The sequence below is a fragment of the Streptosporangium nondiastaticum genome, from assembly GCF_003011965.1.
GTDB lineage: Bacteria > Actinomycetota > Actinomycetes > Streptomycetales > Streptomycetaceae > Streptomyces > Streptomyces nondiastaticus.
Genome location: NZ_PXWG01000088.1, coordinates 1 through 26,502, shown reverse-complemented (window position 1 = coordinate 26,502; position 26,502 = coordinate 1). Strand labels below are relative to the sequence as shown.

Sequence of the window (26,502 nt, the reverse complement as noted above, 5' to 3'; positions counted from 1 at the left end):
GAGGCCGCGCCGCCGCCCCCGCCCCCGCCCCCGCCGCGACGCCGGCTGTGCGGCACGGAACGCGTGTGGCCGTGGTGGCCGCCGTGCTCCGCGGCCTCCAGCTCGGCGAGCTCCTGGTCCAGGCCGAAGCGCTCCAGCAGCGGGATGCGGTAGAGCCGCGGCAGCAGCCAGGCGTGCCAGACGCCGGTGACGAAGAGGATCGCGGACGAGGCGATCAGGACCGAGCCGAGGGTGTCGGTCGGGTAGTGGGCGCCGACGTACCAGCGGGAGAAGGCGACGAGCAGCACGGCGAAGGCGCCGGCGACCAGCACGGTGCGCCGGTGGCGCGACTCCCGGAAGAGGAAGTACGCGGCGATGACCACGGCCACGGTGAAGGCGGTGTGGCCGCTGGGGAAGCTGTTGGAGCCGATCTCGGGGTCCAGCATGAACTCCCGCGGCGGCCGGGGCCGGGCGACGATGGCCTTCGCGAGCTGGGTGCTGTTCCAGCCGACCGCGACGACGAGGAAGGTGGAGACCGCCGTCACCGGCCGGCGCTGCACGAACAGCAGCCAGCCGCTCCAGGCCGCGAGGATCAGGACGCCCGCGATCGGCGACGCGAGGGCGCTGACTCCCTCCATGACCACGTTCAGCCACCCGGTGCGGAAGGTGGTCTGGACCGTGCGGTCCAGCTTCAGGTCGTGCGGCTGGATGAGATCGGTGTGCACCGCGACCAGGCCCAGCGCGATCGCGACGGCGAACAGCAGGACGGAGTTGCGCAACCAGTGGCGCACGTACGGCATGGGTGGGGCGTCCTTTGAATCGGTAGGGCGGTACCGGCACGGCAGTACACGCGAAGGTGACGATCGCCTGCCGCAGAGGTGACGACGGCACGGCTGTACGGCAAAGCTACACGCGCCGCGCCCGTGCCCCCTCGGGGGCGCCCGCCGCGGGCGGCCGGCACGGGCCGCGGGCGCCGGCCGCCCACCGGGCGCGGAGCACCCTGGGTGAGCGAGTTATACCCGACGGTGAGAACCCGGCCGGACGGGAAGACGGCGGCCGCGCAGTGCCGGAGCGGTTGCGGGGGGCGGGATTCAGCCGATCGTGGGGCAAGGCCGTCCGGGCCGGGGCGGTCACCCTCGACGCCACGGTTCCCTCCGCGGTTCCCGCGCGGTGGATTCTGTGCGGTATCTCAACCCGGTCGCACACACTGATCGCGACCCGGTCGCACACCCTGATCGCGCCCCCGGCCCCCGACCCGGGCGTTCCCTTCCCGGTGGCCGGATCCCGCTCCTCCCCCACAGGGCGCTTCAACCCCGGGCGCCCCGGCGAAGTCCTGCCTCGTGTCCGCACACCGGCCGGAGCAGAGGGGTTGCACGCCATGACCATGCGCACCATCCACAGAGCCATGACGGGAGCACTGGCCACCGCGGCGGTGACCGCGGCGGTCCTCACCGTCCCCGCGGCGGCCGGCACGGCCGACGGCACCGCCTCCGGGCGCCACGACCGGCACTCCGCCACCCGCAGCGCCATGGAGGCCCAGATACGGGCGGGCATACCCGGCGTCCTGGGGCAGACCCGGGACGCGGGCGGCACCTGGCAGGGGTCCGCGGGAGTCGCCGACCTCGACACCGGGCGCCCGCGCCTCCCCCAGGACCGCTTCCGCATCGGCAGCGTCAGCAAGGTCTTCACCTCCGTCGTCCTCCTCCAGCTGGAGGCCGAGGGCAGGCTGAGCCTGGACGACTCCGTCGACCGCTGGCTGCCCGGCGTGGTCCGGGGCAACGGCCACGACGGCCGCGGGATAACCGTCCGGCAGCTGCTCAACCACACCAGCGGGGTCTACAACTACACCGCGGACCCCGAATTCCAGAAGCTGCTCGGCCCCGGCTTCCGGGAGCACCGCTTCGAGACCCACACGCCGGCCGAGCTGGTGAAGATCGCGACGTCGCACGCGCCGGACTTCCGGCCGGGCGAGGGCTGGAACTACTCCAACACCAACTACATCCTCGCCGGCCTGATCACCGAGAAGGTGACGGGCCACTCGTACGCCACCGAGATCGAGCGGCGCATCATCCGGCCCCTCGGCCTGCGCGGCACCACCCTCCCGGGCACGTCGCCGAAGATGCCGGACCCGCACGGCACGGCCTACACCTCGGCCCTCTCCGCGGACCCGGCCACGAAGCCCTTCGACGCCACCGAGCTCAACCCTTCGTGGGGCTGGGCCGCCGGCGAGATCATCTCCACCACCGGCGACCTCAACCGCTTCTACGGGGCCCTGATCGGCGGGAAGCTGCTGCCCGGGGCCCAGCAGCGCGAGCTGATGACCACCGTCTCCACCGGAGGCAAGCTGCCCGGCGCCCGCTACGGGCTCGGGGTCGCCGAGATCCCGCTGTCGTGCGGGGTGACCGTGTGGTCGCACACCGGCGGCATCCACGGGTCCCTCACCATGGCCGCCTCCACGGCCGGCGGCAAGCACACCGCCGCCTTCAACCTGAACGGCGACTGGGCCGGCGACCTCACCGCGCTGGTCGAGGGCGAGTACTGCGGCAAGACGCCCTCCGGGGACTCCGCCGCCCGTACGCCCGAGCGTGCGCCGCAGAAGGTGATGACGCTGCGCTGACGCGGCCGGAGCTCATGGAATGACCGCGGCCCGCGGCTGTCACCAGCCGCGGGCCGCGGTTTCCTGCGGGCGGGGGCCGTCAGGTGCTCAGCCCTGGCAGATCCCGCGGGCGTAGTCGAAGGTCGCGGTCGCCTGCGAGTACTTCCACTGCGGGGCCAGCAGCTCGGAGCCGAGCTGCTTGGCCGCCTCCGGGCTCTCCACCACGTACCCGAAGTCCTGCAGCCAGGACGGGTAGAGGTTCTTCGAGCCGATGTAGAAGGCCGAGTCGTCCACCGAGACCAGCTTGTGGTGCTGTGCGTACGGCTTGCCGTCCGCCCACTTGGCGCTGTCCGAGCTGCGGGCGGTGGCGAGCTGCAGGTTGCTGCACATGGCCGTCTTCGCGCCCTGCGCGCCGCCGGGGAGCAGCGAGAGGCGGTTGCGCAGGAGGTCGCTGATCTCGTTCAGCGACTTGATCTGCGAGTAGCCTCCGCTGCCGACGGCGCCCCGGTTGGCGGGGTCGCTGACGACGATGCGCACCTTCACGCCGGCGGCCAGCTTCGCCGCGATCGCGTCGTAGAGGCGGACGTCGTAGCGCGGCAGCGGCGGGCAGGTGGCGTTGAGGTCCTGCTGAGAGATCTCGACGTGGCTGCGCGCGCTGCCGACGAGGGCGCGCAGGGCGCTCTCCTCGGGGTTGACCGTGTCGTAGTCGCGGTCGGCGTTGGTGTTGTCGTGCAGGCCCACGACGCACTTGGTGTCGGACGCCGACGGCAGCTCCGGCCGGAACGACGAGGAGGGGTCGGAGTCCTTGATGCCGACGCCCAGTCCGCCGACGGCGATGACGGGGACGTTCCCGGTGGCCGGCGCGGGCGCGGGGTTGGCGTCCTTCTCCATCGTGGGCATGCAGCCGGCGCCCGGGGAGGCGGCGAACCAGACGCTCGCGATGTTGCTCTTGTTCTCGCAGGTCCAGGACCACAGCTCGTCCAGGTAGCGGCCCGCGGAGCCGGCGGCGGGGCCGGTCAGGGCGAGGTCGACGTCGGACACCGGGTGGGTGGTGTCGACGTAGTCGCCCTTCCAGCTGTTGATGCCGCCGGTGATCGCCGACTGCCCGTCCACGACCAGGAGCTTGGAGTGGTTCCAGGAGAACGCGGTCTTGGAGGTGGTCATCGACGCGACGTTGAGCGTGATGCCGTCGGCGGCCTTGCCGAGCTTGTCGCGCAGGTCGTCGCGGTACTTCGAGGGCAGCACGTTCACGTGGTAGACCGGCGCGGCCCCGACGAGGACGCGGACCTTCGGCTTGTTGCCGTTCTCCACGGACTTCTTCAGGCCGGCGACGATCGCGTCCTGGAACGCCCCGTCGGGGAACGGGGCGAGCGTGGATATGTCGACGGTGCGCGTGGCCTTCGAGATGTTCTCGGTCATCCTGGCCAGCAGGCGCTTCGTGCCGGGGCGCTCGGTGCAGTTCGCGTCACCCCAGCAGCCGGGGGTCTGCAGCAGCCAGCCGGCGGGGTCACCGGCCGGGGCGTCGAGCGCGTTGCCCGCCGTGCGCTCCCACACGCGGCCCTCGAGGCCGGGCGAGACCTGACGGAGGGTCTGCTCGACGGCGTCGAGGTGCGGGGTGGCGGAGGAGTCGGCGGACGCCGGGGTCGCGGGGAGCGCGGCGAGGACGAGGGCGGAGACCGCCGCGGGGCCGGTGGTACGGCTTAAACGGCGGAGCCGGTGACGAGCCAAGGTGCTTCCTTTACGGGGGTGCTGGTAACGACCAGGTGATCAAGAAGTGATCACCCGGTGAAGCTACCAGCTCACCGGAAGGAAGCGTTCAGGAGGAACCGTCCAGGACCATTCACGAAGAACAGCTGCTGCCGCCGCAGCTGGAGCTCGAACTGGAGCAGGAGGAACCGGAGGAGCAGCTGGAGTGGCCCGAGTGACCCGAGTGATGGGAGCCGGAGGAGCAGCTGGAAGCGCTGGAACAGCTGGAGCCGGCGCTGGAGGAGGAGCAGGAGTAGTACGAAGAGGAGGACTTCCCGGCCTTCGCGGACTTGGAGCGCTTCGCGGTCGTGCTCGTGGCGGGGCGCGTCCGCACCGCCAGCCTCAGCTGGTGCAGGTACGGCTGGTCCGGCTCCGGCCCGACCGTGTCGTGGACGGCGACGACTCCCGCGACGCCCTCCGGGTGCTCGGCGGACGTGCGGACGCTCCAGGGACCGGTCCTCCCCACCCGGTCGGTGAACTCCTGCCCGCGCGGCGTCAGCCCGGGCTTCGGGCGCGGCCCGTACGCCCTGCGGAGCTTGATGCCGCCCGCGAGGAGGACGAGCGCCACGATCGCCACCGGCAGGGCGGCGGGCACGCCGAGCAGCCCCAGGGCGATGACGCCCCCGACGACGAGGCCGCCCACCTGCACGTCCGCGGCACGCTTCCACTTCGCCTCCGCGGCGGGGGACGTCAGCAGCCCGCATTTGACGAGCGAGCTGCTGACGCCGTCCACGGCCGCGTCGAACTGCAGCTGGACGCGGAGGCGGTACAGCTTGGTGCCCCAGTCGGGGCCGCACCGGGCCAGCAGGGCGCGTTCCACGGCGTTGAACGCGGCGGCCCGCTCCACCTTGAGCTCGCCGGTGCTGTTGACGGAGACCCGCCCGTCCTCGCACATGCGGGCGATGACGGTGTCCACCACGCGGATCGGGCCTCCCCGCAGGTACGCGACTTCCAGGAGGCCGGGTTCGCCCGGTACGGCCGGCGGGCCGGCGAGCGTGCGGTTGCGCGTGACGATCAGCCCGGCCGAGGGCACCAGGAGGGCGAGGTACATCACGACGGAGAGCACGACGATGCCGCTGGTCATAGGTCGGTTGCCTTTCGGGTCACGCGTGAACGCAAAATGCGCCAGGCCGTGGCGAGGCGCGCGGAGGGCGGGCGGGGCGGGGCCGTGCGGTCCGCCGCCCGGTCCGCCGCGTCGTGCGCCTCCCGCCATGCGGCGAGGCGCTCCCGCTGCCCGGGGCCGGTGAGTGCGCCGTCCGTCTCCAGGAGCCGGGCGGCGAAGTCGAGGGCGTCCTGGCGGTAGCCGTGGCGCATGGGGCGCCCGCGGGCGTGGTCGAGGAACAGCCGCCGGAAGTCCGCCCCGAGGATGTCAGGCAGCTCCGGCGCGACCTTCGCGACGACCTCCGCGCGCTTGCCCAGCAGTGCCCGGCGCTGGGTCCGCAGCCGCTGCGGGTCGTGACCGGCCGGCGTGGGCCCGTCCGCGACGAGCGCCGAGAGCAGGGCGTGCTGGGCCCGCGCGAGGCGCAGCCGTGCGGCGTCGGCGCTGGGAGCAGTGAGGTCCGAGGGGCCTATGGAGTCCATGGGGTCCATGTGTTCAGACACCGGAGGCCTCCTTCTGCCGCCGCGCCGGCCGCGCGGAGCGCCGCGCTCCGGCCACCGTCGCCCTGACCGCGTCGAGTTCCGCCGCGAGCTCGTCCGCCCCGGGGAAGGCGTCGTCCCGTTCCAGGAGGACGCCGGGGAGGGCGACGCGGGAGGCCAGTTCGGCGAGGACGCCGAGGACGGGCCGGGTGACGGGGTGGGCGTGGGTGTCGTGCCACAGGCCGTCCCGTTCGACGCCGCCGGCCACGTGCACGTAGGCGATGGCGTCGAGCGGCAGCTCGTCCAGCGCGGCCGCCGGGTCCTGACCCAGGTTGACGTGGTTGGTGTGGAGGTTGGCGACGTCGATCAGCAGCCGCACGCCCGTCCGCTCGACGAGCTCGGCGAGGAACCGGCCCTCGGTCAGCTCCTCGCCGGGCCAGGTCATGAGGGCCGCGATGTTCTCCAGGGCGAGCGGCACGGGCAGCATGTCCTGCGCGATGCGGACGTTCTCGCACAGGACGTCCAGGGCGTCGCGGGTGCGGGGCACGGGCAGCAGGTGGCCGGCCTCGATGCGCGGCGAGCCGGTCAGCGGCCCTCCGGCGCGCACGAAGGCGATGTGCTCGGAGACGAGCGGTGAGCCGAGGGCCTCGGCGCGCTCGGCCAGCGCCGCGAGCCGGGCGAGGTCCGGGCGGTCCGCGCCGCCCAGGCCGAGGGAGACGCCGTGCGGGATCACCGTCGTGCCGCGCTCGCGCAGCCGCCGGAGCGGCTCGGGGAGGTGGCCGGGGCAGATGTTCTCGGCCACGACCTCCACCCAGTCGGCGCGGACCGGCCCGGCGAGGGCACCGGCGAGCTCCGGCCGCCAGCCGACCCCCGTGCCCAGCGCGCCGGGCACACCGGAATCGCTCATGGTCCCGCCCCCCGTCTTTCCCGTTCTCCCCCTGGCGCCGAACGCCTGTACCAGGGCATTTCCCAGCGGGACACTTTACAAATCCTTCTCCCGGCCCCCGGTCCCCGTACATCTCGCGTATGACCCGCGCCGTCCGCACCGGACCTCAGATGTACGGAACACCGCCTCACGGTCTGATTACCCGCAGTGGTCCCGGGCCGTAGTTTCTTGATCATCGGCAGGCCGCGCGGCTCCACCGCGTCGCGCCCTCCCGAGCGATTCCGGAACCCCGACGTGAGGCGGACCATGTACGGCAAGGCATTTGCTCCCGAGTACCGGGGCTCCCTGGAGGACCTCTCGGTGAACGCTTCTCTTGAGGAAGTGCTCGCCAAGGCCGTCGAGCAGCAGCAGCGGGCCGAGCTGGCGGGCTCCGCCCTGGACGCGGCGCACGCCGGGCTGGCCGTGGCCGAGGCGAGCCGGCGGCTCGGCCGGGTCGCGGAGGCCGACCGCGCGTGGAAGGCGAGCTACCGGGCTGCGCGGGAGGCCGGTGACCAGGGGGCGATGGCGTGGGCCGTGTGGAGCGGCGGCACGCTCGCCCGGCAGCGCGGCGAACTGGCCCTGGCCCGCCGGTGGCTCGGCATCGCCGCCGACCTCGCCGAGCGGGGCGGCGACGTCGTCGCCCGGGGCTACTCCCTCGCGGGCCTGGCCGAGACCGGCCGCATCCAGGGCGACTACGAGGCCGTCGGCGCGCTGCACGAGCAGCTGCTGGCGGAGGCCCGGCGCCGGGGCGAGGCCCGGCACACGGTGTGGGCGCTGGAGGGCATCGCGCAGATGCACCGCAACTCCGGTTCGTACGACACCGCGCTCGCGATGTTCGAGGAGGCCGCGGAGATAGCGGGCAAGGCCGACGACGCCCGCGGGCACGCGTGGGCGCTGCGCGGGATCGCCGACGTCCTGTCCCTGAAGGGCGGGACCGGCCGGGCGCTGGAGCTGCTGTCGGAGGCGGAGGGGACGTGCCGGCGGATGAAGCTGGTGAGCGCGCTCGCCTACAACCACAAGATGCGGGGCAACGTGCTGTTCCGCGCGGGCCGTTACGCCGAGGCCGAGGAGTGCTACCGGGGCGCGCTGGCGGAGTTCGAGGAGATGGCGGAGCCGCGGGGCGCGGCGCTGGCCCGGCTGGGGCTGGTCAAGTCCCGGGCCCGGCTGGGGCACGACCGCGCCGCGACGGCCGCGGAGCTGGACGACCTGCACCGCACGCTCGGCAGGATCGGGCTGCTGCACGCCCGGGAAATGGTCGAGGCGGCGCGGGCCGAGCTGGGGTTGGCGCCGGCCGGTGCCCGGCCGGCCGCCTGACCGTACGACCTCCGTCCCGTACGTCCTCCGCCCGTGCGGCGCTCCTCGCGCCGGGCCCACCACAGGAAAGAGAAGCCCCATGCCCACGCAGACCGGTCTCCGCGCCCCCGCGCCCCAGGCGATGGCCCGTGCCAGGGAGTTGGTGGAGCCGGCGCTCAGAGCCGCCGTGGCGACTCTGCACCCGCTGCCGGGCCGGATGGCGGCGTTCTCGTTCGGCTGGTGCGAGGCCGACGGCACTCCGGGCGCGTCCCCCGGCGGCAAGGGCGTCCGCCAGGCGTTCGCCCTGCTCGGCGCGGAGGCGGTGGGGGCGCCGGAGGAGGCGGCGGTGCAGGCGGCGGTGGCCGTCGAGCTGGTGCACACCTTCTCGCTCGTGCACGACGACATCATGGACGGGGACGAGCGGCGGCGGCACCGTGACGCGGCGTGGAAGGCGTTCGGCACGGGCCCGGCGGTCCTGACGGGCGACGCCCTCTTCGCGCTCGCCGTGCAGACGGTGGCGGGGGCCGGGGGCGGGCACGCGGGCCGCGCGGTGGCGCACCTCGCGGACTGCCTGGGCGAGCTGGTGCGCGGGCAGGCCGACGACCTGCTGTTCGAGGACCGGCCGTGGGCCGGGCCGGACGCCGTGGCCATTCCGGAGTACGAGGCGATGGCCGGCCGCAAGACCGGCGCCCTGCTGGGCTGCGCGCTGTCCCTGGGCCCGGTCCTCGCGGGCGCCCCGGCGCTGCAGACGAGCGCCCTCGCGGAGGCGGGCCGGCGGCTGGGCGTGGCGTTCCAGGCCGTGGACGACCTGCTGGGGATCTGGGGCGACCCGCTCACGACGGGAAAGCCGGTGCACAGCGACCTGCTGCGGCGGAAGAAGACCCTGCCCGTGCTCGCCGCCGTCGCCCGGGGCGGCGGCGCGACGGGGCGCGAACTGACCCGCCTGCTGGGCTCGGGAGCCGCGCCGGACGCCGCTGCCGCGCAGCGTGCGGCGGCCCTGGTGGAGGCGGCGGGCGGCCGGGACTTCGCCCTGGAGGAAGCGCGCCGCCACGCCGCGGCCGCGCAGGCGTGCCTGCGCGGCGCCGGGCTCGCCGAGAGCGCGACCGGTGAACTCGTCGCGCTCTCCGGGCATCTCCTGGAGCGGCGGCTGTAGGGCTGCTGCGGGCGGCGGCGCTACACGGCCGGTGCGGCCTCGCAGGTGACGTCCCGTGCGGGCAGCTCCCCCGACAGGAGGTACTTGTCGACGATGCCGTCGGCGCAGGCGTTGCCGCCGCCGTAGACGCCGTGGTCGCCGCCGGGGACGGTGACCAGGCGCGAGCCCTTCAGGGCTCGGTGGGCGCGCTGCGCGCCCTCGTAGTACGTGGCCGGGTCGTGCAGGGAGTTGAGCATCAGGACGGGCGGCACGCCCTTGCCGGTGATCTTCACGCGCGGGCCGGGGGCCGTGGGCCACGCCGCGCAGGTGGCGGAGAACGCGAGCTCCCGGGCGCCGATCAGGGGGTACTTCGCGGTGTCCTCGCCGCTGCGCCGGACCCAGTGCTCCGTGTCGCGGTTCCAGGGCGTGTCGGCGCAGGTCACGGCGAGGAACTCGGCGAAGAAGTTCGGGGAGAGGTACGAGCCGAAGACCCTGTCGGCCATCTGGCGCTCCGCGGCCGTGGCGGACTCCCAGTGCTCCAGCGCGGCCAGGGCCGTGGCGAGGCCGGGGAAGCCCTGCTGCGAGTTGTAGACGGCCTGGATGGTGCCGCTGTCGAAGCGGTTGGGGTCGACGGTCTTCCCCTTGGTCCTGCCTCCGTCGAGGCTGAGGGGCCGGTCGTGCAGGGCGCTGCGGCGGCGCTCCCAGGTGGCCTTGGCGTCGGCGGCGGTCTTCCCGTAGTGGTAGGTGGCGTCGTTCTTCGCGAGCCAGGGCAGGAAGTCCTGTTCGAAGCGGCGCTGGAAGCTCTTGGGCTGACCGGTCTCGAACTGCTCCCACGTGCCGTCGAAGGCGATGTTGCTGTCCAGGACGGCGCGTTCGACGCGCTGCGGGAAGACGGAGGCGTAATAGGCGCCGACCATGGTGGCGTAGGAGGCTCCGTAGTAGGAGATCTTCCGCTCGCCGAGCAGGGAGCGGAGGAGGTCCATGTCGCGCACGGTCTGCTCGGTGGTGATGTACGGGAGGAGGTCGCCGTGCTTCGCGCCGCAGGCCTCGGCGAGCTTGCGGGAGTTGTCGAGGACGCGCTGGACGGCTTCGGGCGAGCGGTCGCGGAAGTCCCCGGCGAAGAACGCGTCGAGCTCCTCCTGGGTCTGGCACTGCAGCGGAGTGCTGGCGCCGACGCCGCGCTGGTCGAAGCTGACGATGTCGTAGGCGCCGCCTATGGAGGGCGCCGCCTTCGCGAGCCCGGCGGGCCGCTTGAGGCCGGAGCCGCCCGGGCCGCCGGCGGCCATCATCAGCACGCCGCGCCGCTGGGCGGGGTCGCCCGCCTTCACGCGCGACACGGCGATGGTGAGGTCCTTGCCCGCGTCCGGGGCGTGCCAGTCGCGCGGGACGGTCATCTGCGCGCACTCCAGGCCGGGCGCCACCTCGGGGCAGGGCTTCCAGTCCAGCTTCTGGGAGGCGTACCGCTCGGGCACGGTCACCGCCGCGGCCGTCTGCGGCGCACCGGCCGTGTGCGACGCACCGGCCGCCCGGGGTGCCGCGGCCGCGGCACCCGCCGGGAGCGCGGTGGCTGCGATCACCACGGCCACCGCTGCCGACACGACGGACGCGGCGGAGACGGCCCGCCGCGACTTCCTGGACTCGAACATCGAACCTCCTGGGCTTTTCTTGACGGTTCGATGTTCCCGGGCGGCGGGGCCGCGGACGATCCCTCTGGTATCCGTTCCCGGGGTGGTACTGGTACCACCCGGGCCCCGCGGCTACTTCTTCAGGCTCTTCAAGAAGGTGACTTCCCGATAGGCCGGGGACGGCCGGTCGAGCAACGGGCTCGGGGCCCCGCGCAGGTGCCGGTCGAGGAACGCGCCCACGTAGGCGCGGGTGAGGGCTGTCGAGCGGGGACCGTGCAAGGTGCCGTATCCCTTCGTGACGGCATCCGGCGGCGTGCCGGCGGGCAGGCCGAACCGGTCGGCGAGCCAGGGCGCGTCGGTGAAGGTCATGTGCCCGCCCTCGGGGACGTCGAGCCAGCGCTTCCAGCCCGTGAGCTGCTTCCAGCTCCGGTCCCAGTTCACCCTGGGGTCTTCGGCCGACCCGGGGTCGATGACCTGGCCGCGCCGCGCGCCCAGCAGCAGCACCGGCTTGTTCACCCCGCCGGCGAACTCCCCGAAGAAGTTGCCGTCGAGGTTGACGGCGGCGTCCACGCGCGGGTCGTCGTGGAGGGCCTGGACCGCGCTCGCCCCCCCGATGGAGTGGCCGGCGACCGCGATCCGGCGGGCGTCGACGGCGAGGGGGCTGCGGGGGCCGGTCAGCTGGTCGAGCAGGAACCGGATGTCCTTGGACCGGTTCGGCGCGACCGCGGGGAGGGCCTCGTTCTTCCGGCAGAGCTCGCAACTCTCGATGCGCCCGCCGGGGAACTCGACCGGAGCCTCGTAGGTGTGGTCGACCGCGGCGACGGCGTAGCCGCGGGACGCCAGGTCCTCACCGAGGCCGGTGAGCGACGCACGGCTCATCCCGAAGCCCGGGGAGAGGACGACCAGCGGCCGACGCTTGCCGGCCGGCCGGGCGTCGACGGTGGAGTTGGTGCGCATGCCGGCCAGGTCTTCCTTGCCGATCCACGCCTTGGACAACTCCTTCGACATGTACGGGGCGTTCCGGTCGCCCTGGTGCCGCGCCGGGTACCAGAGCGTGACCATGAGCTCCCGCTTGCCGGCGGCGGGCTTCCAGGGGTCGGGCCGCGAGGTGTCGACGAGGTGCAGGGTCTTCGTGCCGACCGGCTCCTTGCCGGTGGGCGCCGGGATCCGGTCCGGCGCCGCCACGGTCCCGGCGCGCTCCGCCGGGACCGCGGCCGGGCCGGACGCCGCCGCGGCGACGGCCGGGATCTGGGGGACGGCGAGGGTCGTGAGAAGTGCGGCGGCCACGAAGGCCCGCCGCGATGTCTTCCGCGATGTCCACATCATGATCATTAAGCTATGCGGCCCTCCCCGGCCCGGGCATCGGCCTCAGGTCGGAGATGATCAGCCGGAGCGGTCTCCGCGGACTGCGCCGCCCCGGAATCCCTCGCGCCGCGCCCGCGCCCGCGGTCCATCTCACGCCATTCCGGGCGCAGGCCGGCCAGGTTGGTGGTGAGGAAGTACAGCGCGCCGCCCGCCAGGAGGACGGGCGCGAGCCCGGCGGAAGTGACGGCGAGCCCGGCGAGCAGGCCGCCCAGGGGGATGCCCGCCCAGGCCAGGGAGTCACCGAGCGCCCGCACCCGGCCCAGGAGGGCGCGCGGCACCCGCTCGAAGGAGACGGCTCCGAGGATGGGGTTGAGGAAGCCGCCGCCGAAGCCGCTGACGGCGAAGACGACGAGCACGGCCCACAACGGCGCGCCGCAGGCGAGGACCACGAACTTCGGCGCGCCCGCGACCAGGAACCCGGCGAAGAACACGGGCCTGCGGCGCATCCGGTGGGCGAGCGCGGCGGCGACGAGACTGCCGCAGACCGCGGCGATGCCCGCGGCGCTGCTCGTGAGCCCGATGACGGCCGGACCGTCCCCGGACCGCTCGGCCCACACGGGAACGAGAACGGCCGCGAAGCCCGCTTCGAGGAGGTTGGTGATGCCGACCATGACGATGACGGTGAGCAGCAGGGGCTCGCCGCGCAGGAACGTGAAGCCCTCGCCGAAGCGGCGCCAGTAGCCTGCCGGTTCGCCGGCGGGGGCACTGTCCTCGCCGCTTTCCCGTGGCTCGCTTCCGGGCGGTACGGCGCCGCCCATGCCGCGGGGCAGGACGAGCGCGATGACGAGCGAACCCAGGGCGAAGGAGACGGCGTTGACGACGATGCCGGCCATGGGGCCGAGGAGGGCCACGAGCGCGCCGCCGGCCGCCGGGCCGACGGTGGAGGCGAGGCGTTCGGTGACGCCGGAGAGGCCGGTCGCCCGCTCCAGCGGGACCCTGCTGCGCTCGGCCGCCTCCGGGACCATGATCTCCTTGGCCAGGTCACCGGGCCCGCGCACGGCGCCGATCACGGCGACGAGGGCGAGCAGGAGCCAGAAGGGCAGCAGGCCGAAGGCGTGGAGCGCGGGGATCAGCGCGGCGGCGACGGCGCTGAGGGAGTCGGCCGACCACGAGATGACGCGCGGCCCGACCCGGTCCACCAGCGGGCCGGTGAACATCTTCACCAGCACGTACGGGGTCATCTCGCAGAAGGCCACGAGCCCCGTCTGCGCGGCGCTGCCGGTGGCGACGAGGACGAACCACGGCAGGGCGATCGCCGATACGCGGGTGCCGGTCAGGGAGACGGCGGTCGCGGCGAGGACGCCGGCGAGGGGGCGGATGCTGCGCCCGGGTATCGGGCCGGGCGGCGACGGAGGCGACGGAACGGACCCGGTCATGCGCCGCTCCCCGGCGCGTTTCCAGCGTCTCTTCGTGTGCCCTCGGCGTCGCTCGGTAGATCCTCGGCGTTACCCGGTAGGCCGTCGGCATCGCTCGGTAGATCCTCGGGGTCGTCCGCCGCGCCCGGGTCGGGCAGGAGCTGCAGGATCAGGGAGACGCGCTCGGTGCCCTCGGGGGCGTCCGCGCCGGGTGCGTGCTGCCGGTACCGCTCGATGACGGCCCGGAGTTCGCCGCCGAGTTCGACGGCCTCCTGCGGGGTGAGCCGGAGCATCCAGTCGCTCATGTCGAACGCTTCGCGCCAGGGGCGCGGCAGGCCGGGGTACGCGGCGGTGGCGAGCTGGGCGCGGAGGGTCTGGCCGGCCGCGACGCCCTGCAGGAAGCCGAGGGCGACCTCGGGCTCCTGCCCGGCGAGGTCTTCGCCCTCGATCCGGGTGACCTGGTGGACGGCGCGCCACCAGCGCTCACGGGCGTTGCCCCGGCCGGTGTCCTCCACGACGAAGCCCGCGTCGGCGAGCTGCCGCAGGTGGTAGCTGGTCGCCCCGGAGGCGATGCCGAGCCGCTCGGCGAGCCGGGTCGCGGTCGAGGGTCCGTACACCCGCAACAGCCCGACGAGCTGCACCCGTACGGGATGGGCCAGGGCGCGCAGTCCCTTGGCGTCGAGGATCACATCGGTCATGGCCCCAGGCTAGACCGCCAAGGTTTCTTTGCAAAGAAACCTTGGCAATCGCGGCCGGCGAGCCCTGCGGCGGCGCGCTGCCGGGCGCTGCCGCCGGGCGTCACAGCGACCGGCCGGCGCCGCCGTCGATGCGGATGGACTCGCCGTTGATGTACGCGGCGGCGTCCGAGACGAGGAACGCGGCCAGCTTGCCGACCTCCGCCACCGTCGCGTACCGGCCCGCGGGGATCCTCGCGAGGAACTCGGGCCGCTCGGGCCAGCTGTCCACGTAGCCCGGCATGATGCTGTTCATCCTGATGCCCTTGGGCGCGTACTGGTCGGCGTAGAGCTTGGTGAAGCTCGTGAGTGCGGCCCGCAGGGCGGAGTTGACCGGGATCATGCCGAGCGGCTCGAAGGCGGTGTACGAGGAGAGGTTGACGAAGGCCCCGCGCCCGGCGCGCTCCATGTGCGGGGTGACGAGCCGGGCCAGCCGGACGACGCTGAGCAGCAGCATGTCGAGGCCGTCGTGCCATTCCTCGTCGGTGACGTCCAGCAGCGCGCCGTTCCTGGCGTGGCCGGCACCGTTGACGACCGCGTCGATGCGGCCGTGGCGCTCCAGGGCGTGGTCGACGAGCCGGGCGAGGCCGGCGGGGTCGGTGAGCGAACCGGTCACCGCGCTGCCGCCCAGGTCGCGGGCGAGGTCGTGGACGCTCTCGTCGATGTCGAGGAGGACGAGGCGATGGCCCGCGGCGGCGAGCTCGGACGCCATGCCGCGACCGATGCCGGAGGCTGCGGCGGTGACGATCGCGACGGGGGCGGAGGCGGCAGACATGGGGAACTTCCCAGGGTTCGGCTGAGGATCTGACTTCGGTACGACTGTACGTAAATCACCGTACCTTCATTTCCCTGTCGGTACGAAATGCGTCGTACGATCGTCCTCATGGCCACCTATCACCCCGACCCCGAGCAGCTCCTCGTCGAGGACGTCCTGGCCGCTCTGGGCAACCCGGTGCGGCTGGGGATCGTGCGCGAGCTCGACGCCTCGCCCGGCGCGCGCACCTGCGGCAGCCTTCCGCTGGAGATCACCAAGGCCACGGCCACGCACCACTGGCGCGTGCTGCGCGAGTCCGGGATCACGCGCGAGCACAAGGCGGGCCGTTCCAAGGCCGTGTCCCTGCGCCGGGAGGACCTCGACGCCCGCTTCCCCGGGCTGCTCGACGCGGTGCTGCGCGCCACTCCCCCGCCGCGGGAGCCGTAGCCCCCGGCGCGGTCAGCGAACCGAGGCGTACGCGCCGAGGGCGATGTCCGCGAAGTTGCGCAGGGAGTCCGTGCCGGGGGCGAAGTACCCGGTGTGTCCGTGGGCGCCACGGGTGGGGACGATGCGGGCGCCGAACTCCGCGGAGGTCGGGTCGGTGCCGTGGCCGAGGCCGAAGAGGTCGACGTTGGGCACGTTGCCGATCCAGTCCGAGGAGTTGCGCGCGGCCGCCCAGACGCGCGCACCGGTGTGCAGCTCCTTCACCGAACCGGCCCGCATGCCGGGGCTGCCGAGCGCGACGAGGTCGGCCGCCTCGGTGCGGTCGACGGAGGGCGCGGCCAGCCCGCAGACGACCGAGCCGTAGCTGTGGCAGAACACGGCGGGCGGCGGCGCCGCGGGCGAGGCCGCGGCGGCGGACAGCCCGGCGAGCAGGCGTTCCAGCCGGACCGCCCCGGCCTGCGCGAGCCGGCCGGTGGCGGCGTCCACGCCGAGGCCGACGGGCGTGGTGTAGCCGGCCCAGGCGATGACGGCCGTCGGGGTGCCGGGCGCCCTGCGCTCCATCTCGGACCTCAGCGCGCCGGCCATCCCGGCGGGAGTGCCGTACCGGTCGTGCGTGCGGTCGAAGGTGCCGAGGTCAATGTCCGAGCCCGGTACGACGACGGCGGTGTGCCGGGCCGTCGCCAGGTCGCCGAACACCTCGGCGACCTGGCCGCGCCCCCGCGGGTCGAAGGCCAGGATCCTCCGGCCGGGTGCGAGGAGCCGCTCGTAGCGGCCGGCCCGCTCCCGGGCCTCTTCGCGCACGGCGCGCGACAGGCCGGCGCTCCCGGCCCGGGCCAGCTCCTTCTCCCGCTCGGCGGCTATCGCCCGGGCGTTGGCCTCGTACCGCAGGGTGACGGGGGCTCCGTCGAGGTTGCCGACGATCAGGGCGTGACGGGCCGCCAGGTCCTTGCGCTGGTCCTCCGTGAGGCCGGCGAAGAACGCGGCGACCGTGCGCGGCGTGGCCGTCGCGGGGTCCGGCAGCGTGCGGTGCAGGGAGTGGTCCGCGCGCCACTCCGCCGCGCCCGCGGGCGGACCGGTGACGGCCGTCTGCTCGCTGCCGGCGGCCCAGCCCGCCGTACCCGCGACGACCGTGGTGGCCAGCGCGGCGGCGACCAGCGTGCGCTTGAAGCGGCCCATGAACGTCTCTCCCTCGCCCTGTGTGGTGACAGGGGGAAAGCTAGGAAGAGCACGCCGGAGACGACGTCACCCCGGGGAGCCAACCCTGGGGTGATACCCCGGTAGGGGGCTGCTGCCGGCAGTGGGGCCCGGGTAGGGGGCTGCCGGCGACGTGGCCCGCCGGCAGCGGCGGCTGAGCCGGTCGACTCCAGCCGGCCGATCGACCCCGGCCGGCCCCTCCGTCCCGGCCAGCCCATCGGCTCCAGCCGGCCTATCGGCCCGACCCATCGGCTCCCGTCGGCCGATCCGCTACAGCCAGCCGATCCGCTACAGCCAGCTGACCCGCGCGCTGGTGACCGGCCCCGAGCCGTCCGTCGGCCGGCCGAGCTCACCGGCCCAGACCCGCTCCAGCAGCCGGCGGACGGTGTCCGTGATCTCGGGCACGGCCGCGCGCAGGCCGGCCGCATCGGCCTCGGTGAGCTCGCCCGGGGAGATGCCGGTCTCCTTCAGCAGACCTGGAACGTCGGAGAGCTTCCCGGCCAGCCAGGTCAGTGGATCGGCGGACAGCTCCTCGACGAAGACCCGCGGGCCGGGGATCCAGCCGTCGAAGTCCGGGTGGTGGTGCGTGCGGTCGAAGGTGCCCGGGGCGGCGTCCGCGTCCTGCAGCAGGTCGACGCGCCACAGCGGGCGGGCGATCGTGATCGGCCGCGCGGCGTAGATGGACCCGGACGGCTCGCCGCGCTCGAAGAGCCGGAGCTCCAGGCGCACCCCTCGCTCGGGGGACGCCTGCCCGGGCAGCGGATCCGGGTCGACGAAGTAGAGGTCGCTCACCACGACGCCGATCCGCTCGAAGCCGAATGCGTACAACACGTCAACCCCCTGGAACCGCTTGCCGGACATGCGCGCCTACGCGACGAGCCTACGGAAGCCCGCTCCCCCGCCGCAGCAGCCCGAACCGGCCACGCAGCCTCCCGGAAGGCCTCCCCTCGTACAGCGCTCTCATATGCGTTTCCCGCCCTCGCCCCCGGACTCGGACCCGGACCCGCCTCCGGCTCCGGACCAGGCGTCGGCCTTGTCGGAGGCTATGAGCATGCTCACGCCGAGGACGGCGAGCACGATGCTCGCGTAGACCTCGTAGCCGTCGAGGAAGCCGAGGTGGCGCACCACGACCCCGTACCGGAACCAGCCGGTGAGGGCGTGGACGATGCCTGCCAGGCCCTGCAACATGAGGATGAAGCCGAGGATTTCGAACGTCTTCTTCATGCCTGCCATGCTCCGGCCGCCACCCGGCCCCGGTCATCGCCCGGAAGGCTCCGGCGGCACCGGCCGAAGTAGCCTCCGCCGCGCCCCGGGACCATCCAAAGTCTCGGCCCCTGCGACTTTGGTACACGACCGCCGTCCCGGACCCTCGCGCCCTCCGCCGGCTCAGTAAATTGGCTGTTCATGAACGGGACAGCAGGGGCAGCGATGACGGAGGAGCGGCCGCGCGCGGCGCGCGGCTTGCGCGACTGGGTCGTCGACATCCTCTGCCTCGCGCTCGCGGCCGTGATCGGAATACTGGCCGCCGAGGCCCTGCGCAAGGACCCGGACGTTTCGCCCGCGCTCCTCGCCGCCGACCAGATCGTGGGCGCCGTCGCCTGCGTCGCGCTGTGGACGCGCCGCCGGTGGCCGGTGCCCCTCGCCGTGACCTTGATCGTGATCAGCACGTTCGTGCCCCCGGCCTCCGGGGCCATGCTGGTCGCGGTGTTCACGGTGGCGGTGCACCGGCCGTTCCGGACCGTGGCCGCCGTGGGCGGGCTGGCCCTGGTCAGCGAGCCGGTGCAGGCGGCCGTGCGCCCCGACCCCGACCTGCCGTTCCTCGTGGCGACGGCCACGGGCGTGCTGCTGGTCCTCACGGTCATCGGCTGGGGCATGTTCGTCCGGTCCCGGCGCCAGCTGGTCCTGTCGCTGCGCGAGCGCGCCCTGCGCGCCGAGACGGAGGCGCGGCTGCGGGCGGAGCAGGCGCAGCGCCTGGCCAGAGAGCGCATCGCCCGCGAGATGCACGACGTCCTCGCGCACCGTTTGTCGCTGCTGTGCGTGCACGCCGGCGCGCTGGAGTTCCGGCCGGACGCACCGCCCGCGGAGGTCGCCCGGGCGGCCGGGGTGATCCGTGACAGCGCCCACCAGGCCCTGGAGGAGCTGCGCGAGGTGATCGGCGTGCTCCGCGCCCCCGGCGCGGACGGCGGCGGCGACCGCCCGCAGCCCACCCTGGCGGCGCTGGAGGAACTGGTGGAGGAGTCCCGGCAGGCGGGCATGGAGGTGGTGCTCGACCAGCGGGTGGCTGACGCCGCCTCGGTGCCCGAGGCCACGGGCCGCACGGTGTACCGGATCGTGCAGGAGGCGCTGACCAATGCCCGTAAGCACGCCGGAGGAGCCGAGGTGAGCGTCCGGGTGGAGGGCTCCGCGGAGGCGGGCCTGACGGTCGAGGTCGCCAACCCGCCGGGCGGCGGGCCGGGCGAGCCCGGCGGGACGGACAGGTCCGGCGTGACGGACGGGTCCACCGCTCGGAGCGGCGCAGCGGTGCCCGGATCCGGGCAGGGCCTCATCGGGCTGGCCGAGCGTGCCGCCCTCGCCGGCGGCCGCTGCTCGCACGGCCCCACCCCTGACGGCGGCTTCCGCATCCACGGCTGGCTACCGTGGCGGCCATGAACGCCCCGCAGCGCCCGCACAGCCCCGGGCTCACCCAGGACCCGGCGGCCCCGAGCGGCCCCGGCTCGCCGCAGACCCCGCCGATCCGGCTCCTGCTCGTCGACGACGACCCGCTCGTGCGGGCCGGGCTGTCGTTCATGCTGGGCGGCCTGCCCGACATCCGGATCGTCGGTGAGGCCGCCGACGGCACGGAGGTCGCCTCGCTCGTCGAGCAGCACGCTCCCGACGTCATCCTGATGGACATCCGCATGCCGGCCATGGACGGCCTGGCCGCGACCGAGGAGCTGCGCAGCCGCGAGCAGGCCCCGGAAGTCATCGTCCTGACCACGTTCCACGCCGACGAGCAGGTGCTGCGGGCGCTGCGCGCCGGGGCGGCGGGCTTCGTCCTCAAGGACACCCCGCCGGCCGAGATCGTCGCGGCGGTGCGCCGGGTCGCGGCGGGCGAGCCGGTCCTCTCCCCCGCCGTGACGCAGCAGCTGATCGCCCGGGTCACCGGGCACGAGCAGCCGCAGGAGCAGGACACCCGCGGCGACCGGGCGCGGGGGCAGCTGGCCCTGCTCAACGACCGGGAGCGAGCGGTCGCGGTCGCGGTGGGCCGCGGGCAGTCCAACGCGGAGATCGCCCGCTCGCTCTATCTGAGCGTGGCCACGGTCAAGACGCACGTCTCGCGCATCCTCACCAAGCTCGGGCTCAACAACCGGGTGCAGATCGCCCTGCTCGTCCACGACGCGGGTGGCCTCGACACGGAGGCCTGAGCCCCGCCGCGGGGAAAAGCCGCCGGGAAAAAGCCCGCCGACCCGCGGGCCCCCGGCCCCTCTCCCGGTCTCCGGGGCGGGCTCCGGAGACCCCTTCCGGAGCCCGCCCCGCACCCTCTGCACCCTCTCCAGCCCCCGGAAGCTCCAGCCCCCGGAAGCCGTTCTGCTACCCCCACGCCACCCTGGGTGACCGCCGCCCCGGGACGGCGGGCCGCGTTGCGCAACCGCGCACGAAACTACATGCGGCCGACGTACGGCTGTTACAAAACAGCGGGGAAACAGCAGGTTGCGTTTCATAAGATCGAACTCACGATCCACGGGCGATTAGTTCTAATCGCCCTTTCGCTTTTCCACTGCGCTTCCAGCGCAGCAGAGTTGGGGGAATACCTGTGCCAGGGCACATACCGCGCCGACGCGTGCTGCAGGTCGCGGGCGGCGGCATCGTCCTCGGAACGGGCGCGGTGGGGGCCTGGCAGTGGCTCGCGCCCGACGCGAAGAAGAAGCCGGGGCACGAGGGCACCCCGGTGCGGCCCGCGAAGGCCACGACCGCAGAGTCGTTCGTGCACGTCATCGCCCACCCCGACGACTCCCTCTACTTCATGAACCCGGAGCTGGAGCAGTCGATCCTCGGCGGCGGCCCCTCCGTCACGGTCTGCCTCACCGGCGGCGAGTCCGACGGCCGCAACGAGCTGTCGAACGCCCGCGGCTACAAGCAGCTCCCGGAGAAGCGCGGCGAATTCGTCCGCGCCCGCCTCAACGGCTTCCGCGAGGCCACCGCCCAGATGGCCACCGGCGACTGGCTCAGCCCCTGGACCGTCGAGCCACTGTCCCTCCTGCCCGGCATCCAGGTCGAGCTCCACACGCTGCGCGCCGCCCCCCAGGTCCAGTTGATCTTCCTGGAGCTGGTCGAGGCCCGCACCCTGCGCAACCCGCGCAAGGACAGCCTGCGCGGCCTGTGGCTCGGGGCGACGCCCAAGCTGACGACGCTGCTGCCGGCCGCCAGCCCGGTCAAGCGCACCTTCCAGTACGGCCGCCAGCAGGTCATCGACACCCTCGTCGCGATCTTCGAGCGCTACCAGCCGACGGTGGTCCGCACCCTGGACCCGAACCCGACGCACCTGCCCAAGGCGCCGGAGTTCCCGGACGCCCCGCCCGTCCTGCGCGGCATAGCCAAGTACGACCACCAGGACCACACCACGTCGGCGTTCTTCGCCCAGGCCGCGCTCTCCGAGTACTGGGGCCGCAAGCACGCCCGTCCGACGGCCGTGGACAGCTACGTCGGCTACGAGGTCTCCCACCTCCCGCCCAACCTCGACAAGGCCACCACGAACCACAAGCTCAAGTTCCTCGACACCTACGGGTGGGCCGACGGCAAGGACTGCGACGACGACGCGGGCTGCGGCGACCGCAAGGTCGGCAAGACCTCGCACACCAAGTACCTCGGCTGGTCGAGCAACTGCCGCCACCGCGCCCCCGGCACGATGCGCTGGGTGCAGCCCCTGCCCGACGGCCGCCTCGCGGCGTTCGGCCTCCTCGACGGCGCCGCGCAGTGCTGGACCGAGGCGAAGGCGGGCAGCGGCATCTGGTCCACGCCCACGTCGGTCGGCGGCTCGATGCTGGAGGGCCAGATACAGGCGCTGAGCCACGCGGACGGCACCCTCCAGCTGTTCTCCATACGCACGGTGCTGCCCGCGAAGGACCAGCCGCACCGGCGCGAGGTCGTCACCGCCCTGCAGACCGGCAGCAACGGCGGCACCCCGGCCTTCGGCCCCTGGGAGTCGCTGGGCTCGCCCGAGCAGGACCCCGAGCGCACGATGGAGATGGGCTACCCGGTGGCCGCCGCCGGCAAGGACGGCACGGTCCACGTCTTCGTCCGCACCTTCGAGGGCGAGGTGGCCTTCCGCAGCGGCTCCGGCGGCAAGGACTTCGCCGACTGGGAGACGCTGACCACGTCCGGCCCGCCGGTGAAGACCGAGGACGGGCTCGACGCGGCCCTCGACAGCCAGGGCCGGATCCACCTCGTGGCCGCCGACACGAAGACCGTGCACCACTGGATGTCGCAGGGCCCCGGCGCCCCGCTGCAGATGACCGAGCCCACGAAGCTCCCCGCCACCACCGGCCCGCTGTCCCTCGTGCCCCTCGCGAACGGCGGCATGCGCATGGCCGTGCGCCAGCCGGACACCTCCCGCGTGCTCGTCGCCGACCGACTCGGCGACGACAAGGGCTGGCGGATCTCGTCCCAGTGCGAGCCGCTCCACGGCCACGGCCGGGTCGCCGTCGCCCAGGCCGGGAACACCACCGTCCTCACGGACCACGACGCCAAGGGCCGCATCCGGCTGTCCGCCGGCTCGGGCCGGCCCGGCCCGTGGGGCAAGGAGGGCATCCCGCACCGCGGTGTCCCCGGCGTCGCGCTGGACGGCAAGGGCAACCCGGTCGTCGTCGTCATGGGCCTGGACAACCGGCTCAGCAGCGCCCGGCTGCGCGGTACGGGCAAGGACGCGTTCACGGACTGGATCGCGCACGACGGCAAGGCCGCCCGTACGAACGTGGAGTCGTAGGCCCCCGGGTGTGCGGCCCCGGCCCGGACGGGCCGGGGCCGCACACCCGTAGCCGCTGTCACGTCCAGAGGCGAAGGTGTCACATCCAGAGGTGAAGGCGTCACGTCCAGAGGTGAATGACCGGCTCCGGCGGCGACGGCCCTCCCGGGCCATTCAGGCCCTTTGGGGTATTACTTCTGATATGCCATCTGACGAGCCTTCCGTTAATCCTGAGGTGCGGCGCAGCTTCGACGAGCTGGTCGCGGAGGCGGCGACCGTCCCCGTGGCCGGCTGGGACTTCTCCTGGCTGGAGGGCCGGGCCACCGAACAGCGGCCCTCCTGGGGCTATCAGCGCACGATGAGCGAACGCCTCGCCCACGTGGACGCGGCCCTCGACGTCCAGACGGGCGGCGGCGAGGTCCTCGCCGGCGCGCGCCGGCTGCCCCGCACGATGGTGGCCACGGAGTCCTGGCCGCCCAACGTCGCGAAGGCGACGAAGCTGCTGCACCCCCTCGGGGCGGTCGTGGTCGCGGACCCCGACGAGCCGCCGCTGCCCTTCGCCGACGAGGCGTTCGACCTCGTGACCAGCCGTCACCCGGCGACCGTGTGGTGGGAGGAGATCGCCCGCGTGCTGCGGCCCGGCGGCACGTACCTCGCGCAGCACGTGGGCCCGGCCAGCGCCTTCGAGCTGGTCGAGTACTTCCTGGGGCCGCAGCCGGAGGAGGTCCGGCGCAGGCGCCACCCCGACGACGAGCGGCGGGAGGCGGAGGCCGCGGGGCTCGGCGTCGTCGACCTGCGCGCCGAGACCCTGCGCATGGAGTTCTTCGACGTCGGCGCGGTGATCTATTTCCTTCGCAAGGTGGTCTGGATGGTTCCCGGCTTCACCGTCGAGCAGTACCGCGACCGCCTGCGCGAGCTGCACGAGCGCATCCGGGCGGACGGCCCGTTCGTGGCCCACTCGTCGCGCTTCCTCATCGAGGCCCGCAAGCCCGTTTGAGCCGCGGCCTGCCCGCCCGTCCGAACCGAGTCCTGCAAGCCCGTGCGGCCGTTCCCGGTCGTTCCCGGCCGTTTCCCCGGATCCCGTTCCGCCGCGGCGCTCTCCTCGGCAAGGTGGGCGGGACACCGAGCGAGCGAGGAGAGGGCACATGCGCGTGCGTTCGAGACTCTGGATCGTTCCGGTACTCGCCGCCCTGGTGGCGGTCGTGGCGGCGCTCCCGGCGCTCTCGCAGCCGGCCGCGGAGCCCGCGGGCACCACGTCCGTGGCGGTCCGGCCCGGCCGCGGGGCGCCGCCGCGGCCGGAGGCCACCGGGGTGGTGCTGGCCGTGCACGGCGGGGCCGGGACGGCGCTGCGGCGGGAGGACACCGGCGCCCGTACGGAGAAGGCCTACCGCGACGGGCTGGCCGGTGCCCTGCGCGCCGGGCAGAAGGTGCTGCGGGACGGCGGCGGCAGCGTGGCGGCGGTCGAGGCGGCCGTGCGGGTCCTGGAGGACGACCCGCTGTTCAACGCGGGCCGGGGCGCGGTGTTCACCGAGGACGCGGGGCACGAGCTGGACGCGTCGGTCATGCGCGGCTCGGACCAGGCAGCCGGGGCCGTGGCCGGCGTGCGGCACGTGCGCAACCCCGTCTCCGCGGCCCGGCTCGTGATGGAGAGGACCCCGCACGTGCTGCTGGCCGGCCAGGGCGCCGACGACTTCGCGGTGCGCAACGGCCTGCCGGCGGTCACCCAGGACTACTTCTGGACGCAGGCGCGCTGGGACAGCCTGATGGAGGCCAAGGGGCACAGCGGGGGCGGGCGGACGCCGGCCATGGGCGCGAAGGCGGTCGGCGAGGCCGCCATGGGCACGGTCGGCGCCGTCGCCGTGGACCGCGGGCGGGACCTCGCGGCCGCGACGTCCACGGGCGGGATGACGAACAAGATGGCGGGCCGGGTGGGCGACTCCCCCGTCGTCGGCGCGGGCACGTACGCGAAGAACGGCACGGTCGCGGCGAGCGCGACCGGGCACGGCGAGGTGTTCCTGCGGGGCGCCGCGACGGCGACGATCTCGCACCTGATGGAGTTCGGCGGCCGGGACGTGGCCTCGGCCGCCCGCGAGGTCGTGCACGAGCGGCTGGCCGCCCTGGGCGGCACCGGCGGCGTGATAGCGCTCGATCCGCAGGGGGTGCTCGCCGCCCCGTACAGCAGCGAGGGCATGCTCTACGGCTATCTGACCGCCGGCGGCGAGGTGGTCACGAAGGTGTTCCCCGGCGAATGAGCAGCGCGTCCGGCGCTACGGCCTGACAGCGGCTCACCGCTCGTACAGGTACATGGGCAGGCGCTCGGGAGCGAGCACGGCTCTGGCCGCCGGGCGGACGACGGCGCCGGGAACGGGCCGCAGCCGCCAGCGGGCGGCCAGCGTCGCGAGGACCATCGTCGCTTCGGTGAGGGCGAAGGCCTCCCCGATGCACCGGTGGGCGCCGAGGCCGAAGGGGGCGTACGCGCGCTGCCGCAGGGAGCCGGCGGCGTCGTCCGCGTCCCCCGAGGCCTCGTCCGCGGCCCAGCGTCCGGGCAGGAACCGGGCGGGCTCGGGGTAGAGGTCGGCGCGGCGGTGGACGACGTACGGGCTGAACACCACCGTGCTGCCGGCCGGGAGGCGCCGGCCCGCCAGCTCCGTCTCCTCCGTGGTGGAGCGCGGGATGAGCCACGCCGGCGGGTACAGGCGCAGGGTCTCCGTGACGACCCGTGCCGTCAGCGGCAGCCGGGGCAGGTCGTCCTGCGTCGCGACCCGCCCTCCGAGGACGCCGTGCGCCTCCGCGTACAGCTCCTCCTCGACGCCGGGGTGGTGCGACAGGAGGTGGCAGGCCCAGGCGAGGGCGGCCGCGGTGGTCTCGATGCCGGCGAGGACGAGGGTGGTGGACTGGTCGTGGACGGCGGAGTCGGCGACCGGTGTCCCGTCGGGCGTGCGGACGGACAGCAGGTGGGAGAGGACGTTCCTGGGGGCTGCCGCCCGGCCGGCCGTCTGTTCGGCCGCGTGCGCACGGTGGGTGCCGATGAGACGGGTGGTGTGCGCCCGCCAGCAGGCCAGGGCCCGGGCGTAGCGGCGGTTGCCGGGGGTGGGGAGCCGGGCGGCCCACGGCAGGAGCGACTGCCGGTAGATGCCCTTGAGGAAGGTGTCCAGGGCGTCGTGCAGCTCCCGGGCCTCGGCGGGCGGCAGGTCGGCGCCGAAGAGGGCGCGGATCGCGGTCTTCGTGGCGAGGAGGAACAGCTCGCGGCCGAGGTCGGTCTCCCGGCCGTGCCGCCAGCCGTCCGCCGTCTCGCCGATCGCCCGCTCCATCACGGCGGCGTACCGGGTCAGGTGGTCCGGGCGGAAGGCGGGCTGCATCAGCCGGCGCTGCGCCCGGTGGTCGGCCTGGGGGCAGGTCGCGAGGCCGTTGCCCATGGCGCGGCGGGACCGCTCGTACGAGGCGCCGTCGCGGTCGTAGACGCGGTCGTCGGTGAGGACGCGGCGCACGAGGGCGGGGTGGCAGAGCACGAACACCGGTCGGCGGCCGACGCGGATCTCGACGAGGTCCCCGTGGCGCGGCAGGCCGTCGAGGAAGGGCAGCGGTGTCCGGTACAGGGCCGTCAGGTGGCCCGTCAGCGGCCGGGCTCCCGGCGCGCGTCCCGCCCGCAGGCCGGAGTCGGCGGGCGGCCGGTCCTGACGCGGTGCCATCGATCTGCCTCCAGGGTCCGCCGGGCACGGCCACCGTAGCGAACGCGCCCGCGCGGAAGGAATCACTGCACGGCCGGTACCGCCGGTTCGGGTGAGGCCGGGGCCGGCGGCCCTGGGGCGGGCGGCCGGCGTCCGCGGGGCGGCCGGGCCGC

At 74.1% G+C, this 26,502-nt stretch carries 23 protein-coding genes; 9 read left to right on the top strand and 14 right to left on the bottom strand.

The window, feature by feature from the left end; all coding sequences use genetic code 11:
- Window positions 1-779: phosphatase PAP2 family protein (locus B7P34_RS24835; RefSeq protein WP_106679976.1), on the bottom strand; the 779-nt coding region annotated here is incomplete at its 3' end.
- Window positions 780-1,357: 578 nt separating this feature from the next.
- Between B7P34_RS24835 and B7P34_RS24830 the strand changes: the two genes are divergently transcribed.
- A complete protein-coding gene (locus B7P34_RS24830) occupies window positions 1,358-2,596 on the top strand; it encodes a serine hydrolase domain-containing protein (RefSeq protein WP_106679974.1) in 1,239 nt (412 codons plus the stop codon).
- A gap of 87 nt (window positions 2,597-2,683) precedes the next feature.
- Here the strand turns inward: B7P34_RS24830 and B7P34_RS24825 are convergent, their stop codons facing one another.
- The 4 genes from B7P34_RS24825 to B7P34_RS38820 form a co-directional block, all read right to left on the bottom strand.
- Complete coding sequence (locus B7P34_RS24825) at window positions 2,684-4,303, bottom strand: phospholipase D-like domain-containing protein (protein ID WP_106679972.1); 1,620 nt, start codon at window positions 4,301-4,303, stop codon at window positions 2,684-2,686.
- A gap of 112 nt (window positions 4,304-4,415) precedes the next feature.
- Window positions 4,416-5,405, bottom strand: a complete 990-nt coding sequence (locus B7P34_RS24820; protein ID WP_106679970.1) for a TIGR04222 domain-containing membrane protein — start codon at window positions 5,403-5,405, stop codon at window positions 4,416-4,418.
- Entirely contained in the window at window positions 5,402-5,923 is a 522-nt protein-coding gene (locus B7P34_RS38825; protein ID WP_223268193.1) for a hypothetical protein, read from the bottom strand. Before B7P34_RS38825 ends, B7P34_RS24820 begins: the two co-directional genes overlap by 4 nt.
- The gene (locus B7P34_RS38820) at window positions 5,916-6,806 is read right to left on the bottom strand and encodes a DUF692 domain-containing protein (RefSeq protein WP_223268192.1); all 891 of its coding nucleotides are present in this window, start codon (window positions 6,804-6,806) and stop codon (window positions 5,916-5,918) included. The genes B7P34_RS38825 and B7P34_RS38820 overlap by 8 nt, the downstream gene beginning before the upstream one ends.
- 273 nt (window positions 6,807-7,079) lie before the next feature.
- Here B7P34_RS38820 and B7P34_RS24810 point away from each other — a divergent pair, with 273 nt between their 5' ends.
- Window positions 7,080-8,138, top strand: a complete 1,059-nt coding sequence (locus B7P34_RS24810) for a tetratricopeptide repeat protein (RefSeq protein ID WP_223268191.1) — start codon at window positions 7,080-7,082, stop codon at window positions 8,136-8,138.
- A 79-nt stretch (window positions 8,139-8,217) separates the two neighbouring features.
- The gene (locus B7P34_RS24805) at window positions 8,218-9,270 is read left to right on the top strand and encodes a polyprenyl synthetase family protein (protein WP_106679966.1); all 1,053 of its coding nucleotides are present in this window, start codon (window positions 8,218-8,220) and stop codon (window positions 9,268-9,270) included.
- 20 nt (window positions 9,271-9,290) lie between these two features.
- On the opposite strand, the gene B7P34_RS24800 is transcribed toward B7P34_RS24805, so the two are convergent.
- The 5 genes from B7P34_RS24800 to B7P34_RS24780 all read right to left on the bottom strand — a co-directional run bounded on the left by B7P34_RS24800 (window position 9,291) and on the right by B7P34_RS24780 (window position 15,103).
- Complete coding sequence (locus B7P34_RS24800) at window positions 9,291-10,895, bottom strand: alpha/beta hydrolase (protein WP_106679964.1); 1,605 nt, start codon at window positions 10,893-10,895, stop codon at window positions 9,291-9,293.
- Between the two features lie 111 nt (window positions 10,896-11,006).
- Complete coding sequence (locus B7P34_RS24795; protein WP_223268190.1) at window positions 11,007-12,161, bottom strand: alpha/beta hydrolase family protein; 1,155 nt, start codon at window positions 12,159-12,161, stop codon at window positions 11,007-11,009.
- Window positions 12,162-12,205: 44 nt separating this feature from the next.
- Window positions 12,206-13,615, bottom strand: a complete 1,410-nt coding sequence (locus B7P34_RS24790) for an MFS transporter (protein ID WP_106679962.1) — start codon at window positions 13,613-13,615, stop codon at window positions 12,206-12,208.
- Window positions 13,612-14,292 carry an ArsR/SmtB family transcription factor gene (locus B7P34_RS24785; protein ID WP_106679960.1) on the bottom strand — a complete coding sequence of 227 codons (681 nt, stop codon included), beginning with the start codon at window positions 14,290-14,292 and terminating at the stop codon, window positions 13,612-13,614. Before B7P34_RS24785 ends, B7P34_RS24790 begins: the two co-directional genes overlap by 4 nt.
- A gap of 100 nt (window positions 14,293-14,392) precedes the next feature.
- Window positions 14,393-15,103 carry an SDR family oxidoreductase gene (locus B7P34_RS24780; RefSeq protein WP_106679958.1) on the bottom strand — a complete coding sequence of 237 codons (711 nt, stop codon included), beginning with the start codon at window positions 15,101-15,103 and terminating at the stop codon, window positions 14,393-14,395.
- Between the two features lie 108 nt (window positions 15,104-15,211).
- On the opposite strand from B7P34_RS24780, the gene B7P34_RS24775 reads away from it, so the two are divergent.
- The gene (locus tag B7P34_RS24775) at window positions 15,212-15,529 is read left to right on the top strand and encodes an ArsR/SmtB family transcription factor (protein ID WP_106679956.1); all 318 of its coding nucleotides are present in this window, start codon (window positions 15,212-15,214) and stop codon (window positions 15,527-15,529) included.
- A 12-nt stretch (window positions 15,530-15,541) separates the two neighbouring features.
- Here B7P34_RS24775 and B7P34_RS24770 read toward each other — a convergent pair whose 3' ends face one another.
- From B7P34_RS24770 to B7P34_RS24760, 3 genes are all read right to left on the bottom strand, one after another.
- Window positions 15,542-16,702: an alpha/beta hydrolase gene (locus B7P34_RS24770; RefSeq protein ID WP_106679954.1), complete on the bottom strand. Its 1,161-nt coding sequence runs from the start codon at window positions 16,700-16,702 to the stop codon at window positions 15,542-15,544.
- Between the two features lie 306 nt (window positions 16,703-17,008).
- Entirely contained in the window at window positions 17,009-17,551 is a 543-nt protein-coding gene (locus B7P34_RS24765; protein ID WP_146166914.1) for a hypothetical protein, read from the bottom strand.
- 129 nt (window positions 17,552-17,680) lie between these two features.
- Entirely contained in the window at window positions 17,681-17,944 is a 264-nt protein-coding gene (locus B7P34_RS24760) for a hypothetical protein (protein WP_223268189.1), read from the bottom strand.
- A 180-nt stretch (window positions 17,945-18,124) separates the two neighbouring features.
- Between B7P34_RS24760 and B7P34_RS24755 the strand changes: the two genes are divergently transcribed.
- From B7P34_RS24755 to B7P34_RS24735, 5 genes are all read left to right on the top strand, one after another.
- Complete coding sequence (locus B7P34_RS24755) at window positions 18,125-19,369, top strand: sensor histidine kinase (RefSeq protein ID WP_106679950.1); 1,245 nt, start codon at window positions 18,125-18,127, stop codon at window positions 19,367-19,369.
- Window positions 19,366-20,124: a response regulator gene (locus B7P34_RS24750; RefSeq protein WP_106679978.1), complete on the top strand. Its 759-nt coding sequence runs from the start codon at window positions 19,366-19,368 to the stop codon at window positions 20,122-20,124. Before B7P34_RS24755 ends, B7P34_RS24750 begins: the two co-directional genes overlap by 4 nt.
- Window positions 20,125-20,540: 416 nt before the next feature.
- Window positions 20,541-22,682 carry a PIG-L family deacetylase gene (locus B7P34_RS24745; protein ID WP_223268188.1) on the top strand — a complete coding sequence of 714 codons (2,142 nt, stop codon included), beginning with the start codon at window positions 20,541-20,543 and terminating at the stop codon, window positions 22,680-22,682.
- A 214-nt stretch (window positions 22,683-22,896) separates the two neighbouring features.
- Window positions 22,897-23,658: a class I SAM-dependent methyltransferase gene (locus tag B7P34_RS24740; RefSeq protein WP_106679946.1), complete on the top strand. Its 762-nt coding sequence runs from the start codon at window positions 22,897-22,899 to the stop codon at window positions 23,656-23,658.
- Window positions 23,659-23,806: 148 nt separating this feature from the next.
- A complete protein-coding gene (locus B7P34_RS24735; RefSeq protein ID WP_106679944.1) occupies window positions 23,807-24,913 on the top strand; it encodes an isoaspartyl peptidase/L-asparaginase family protein in 1,107 nt (368 codons plus the stop codon).
- Window positions 24,914-24,946: 33 nt separating this feature from the next.
- On the opposite strand, the gene B7P34_RS24730 is transcribed toward B7P34_RS24735, so the two are convergent.
- Window positions 24,947-26,350, bottom strand: coding sequence for a cytochrome P450 (locus B7P34_RS24730; protein ID WP_106679942.1), 1,404 nt, complete (start codon window positions 26,348-26,350; stop codon window positions 24,947-24,949).
- Window positions 26,351-26,502: the final 152 nt, after the last annotated feature.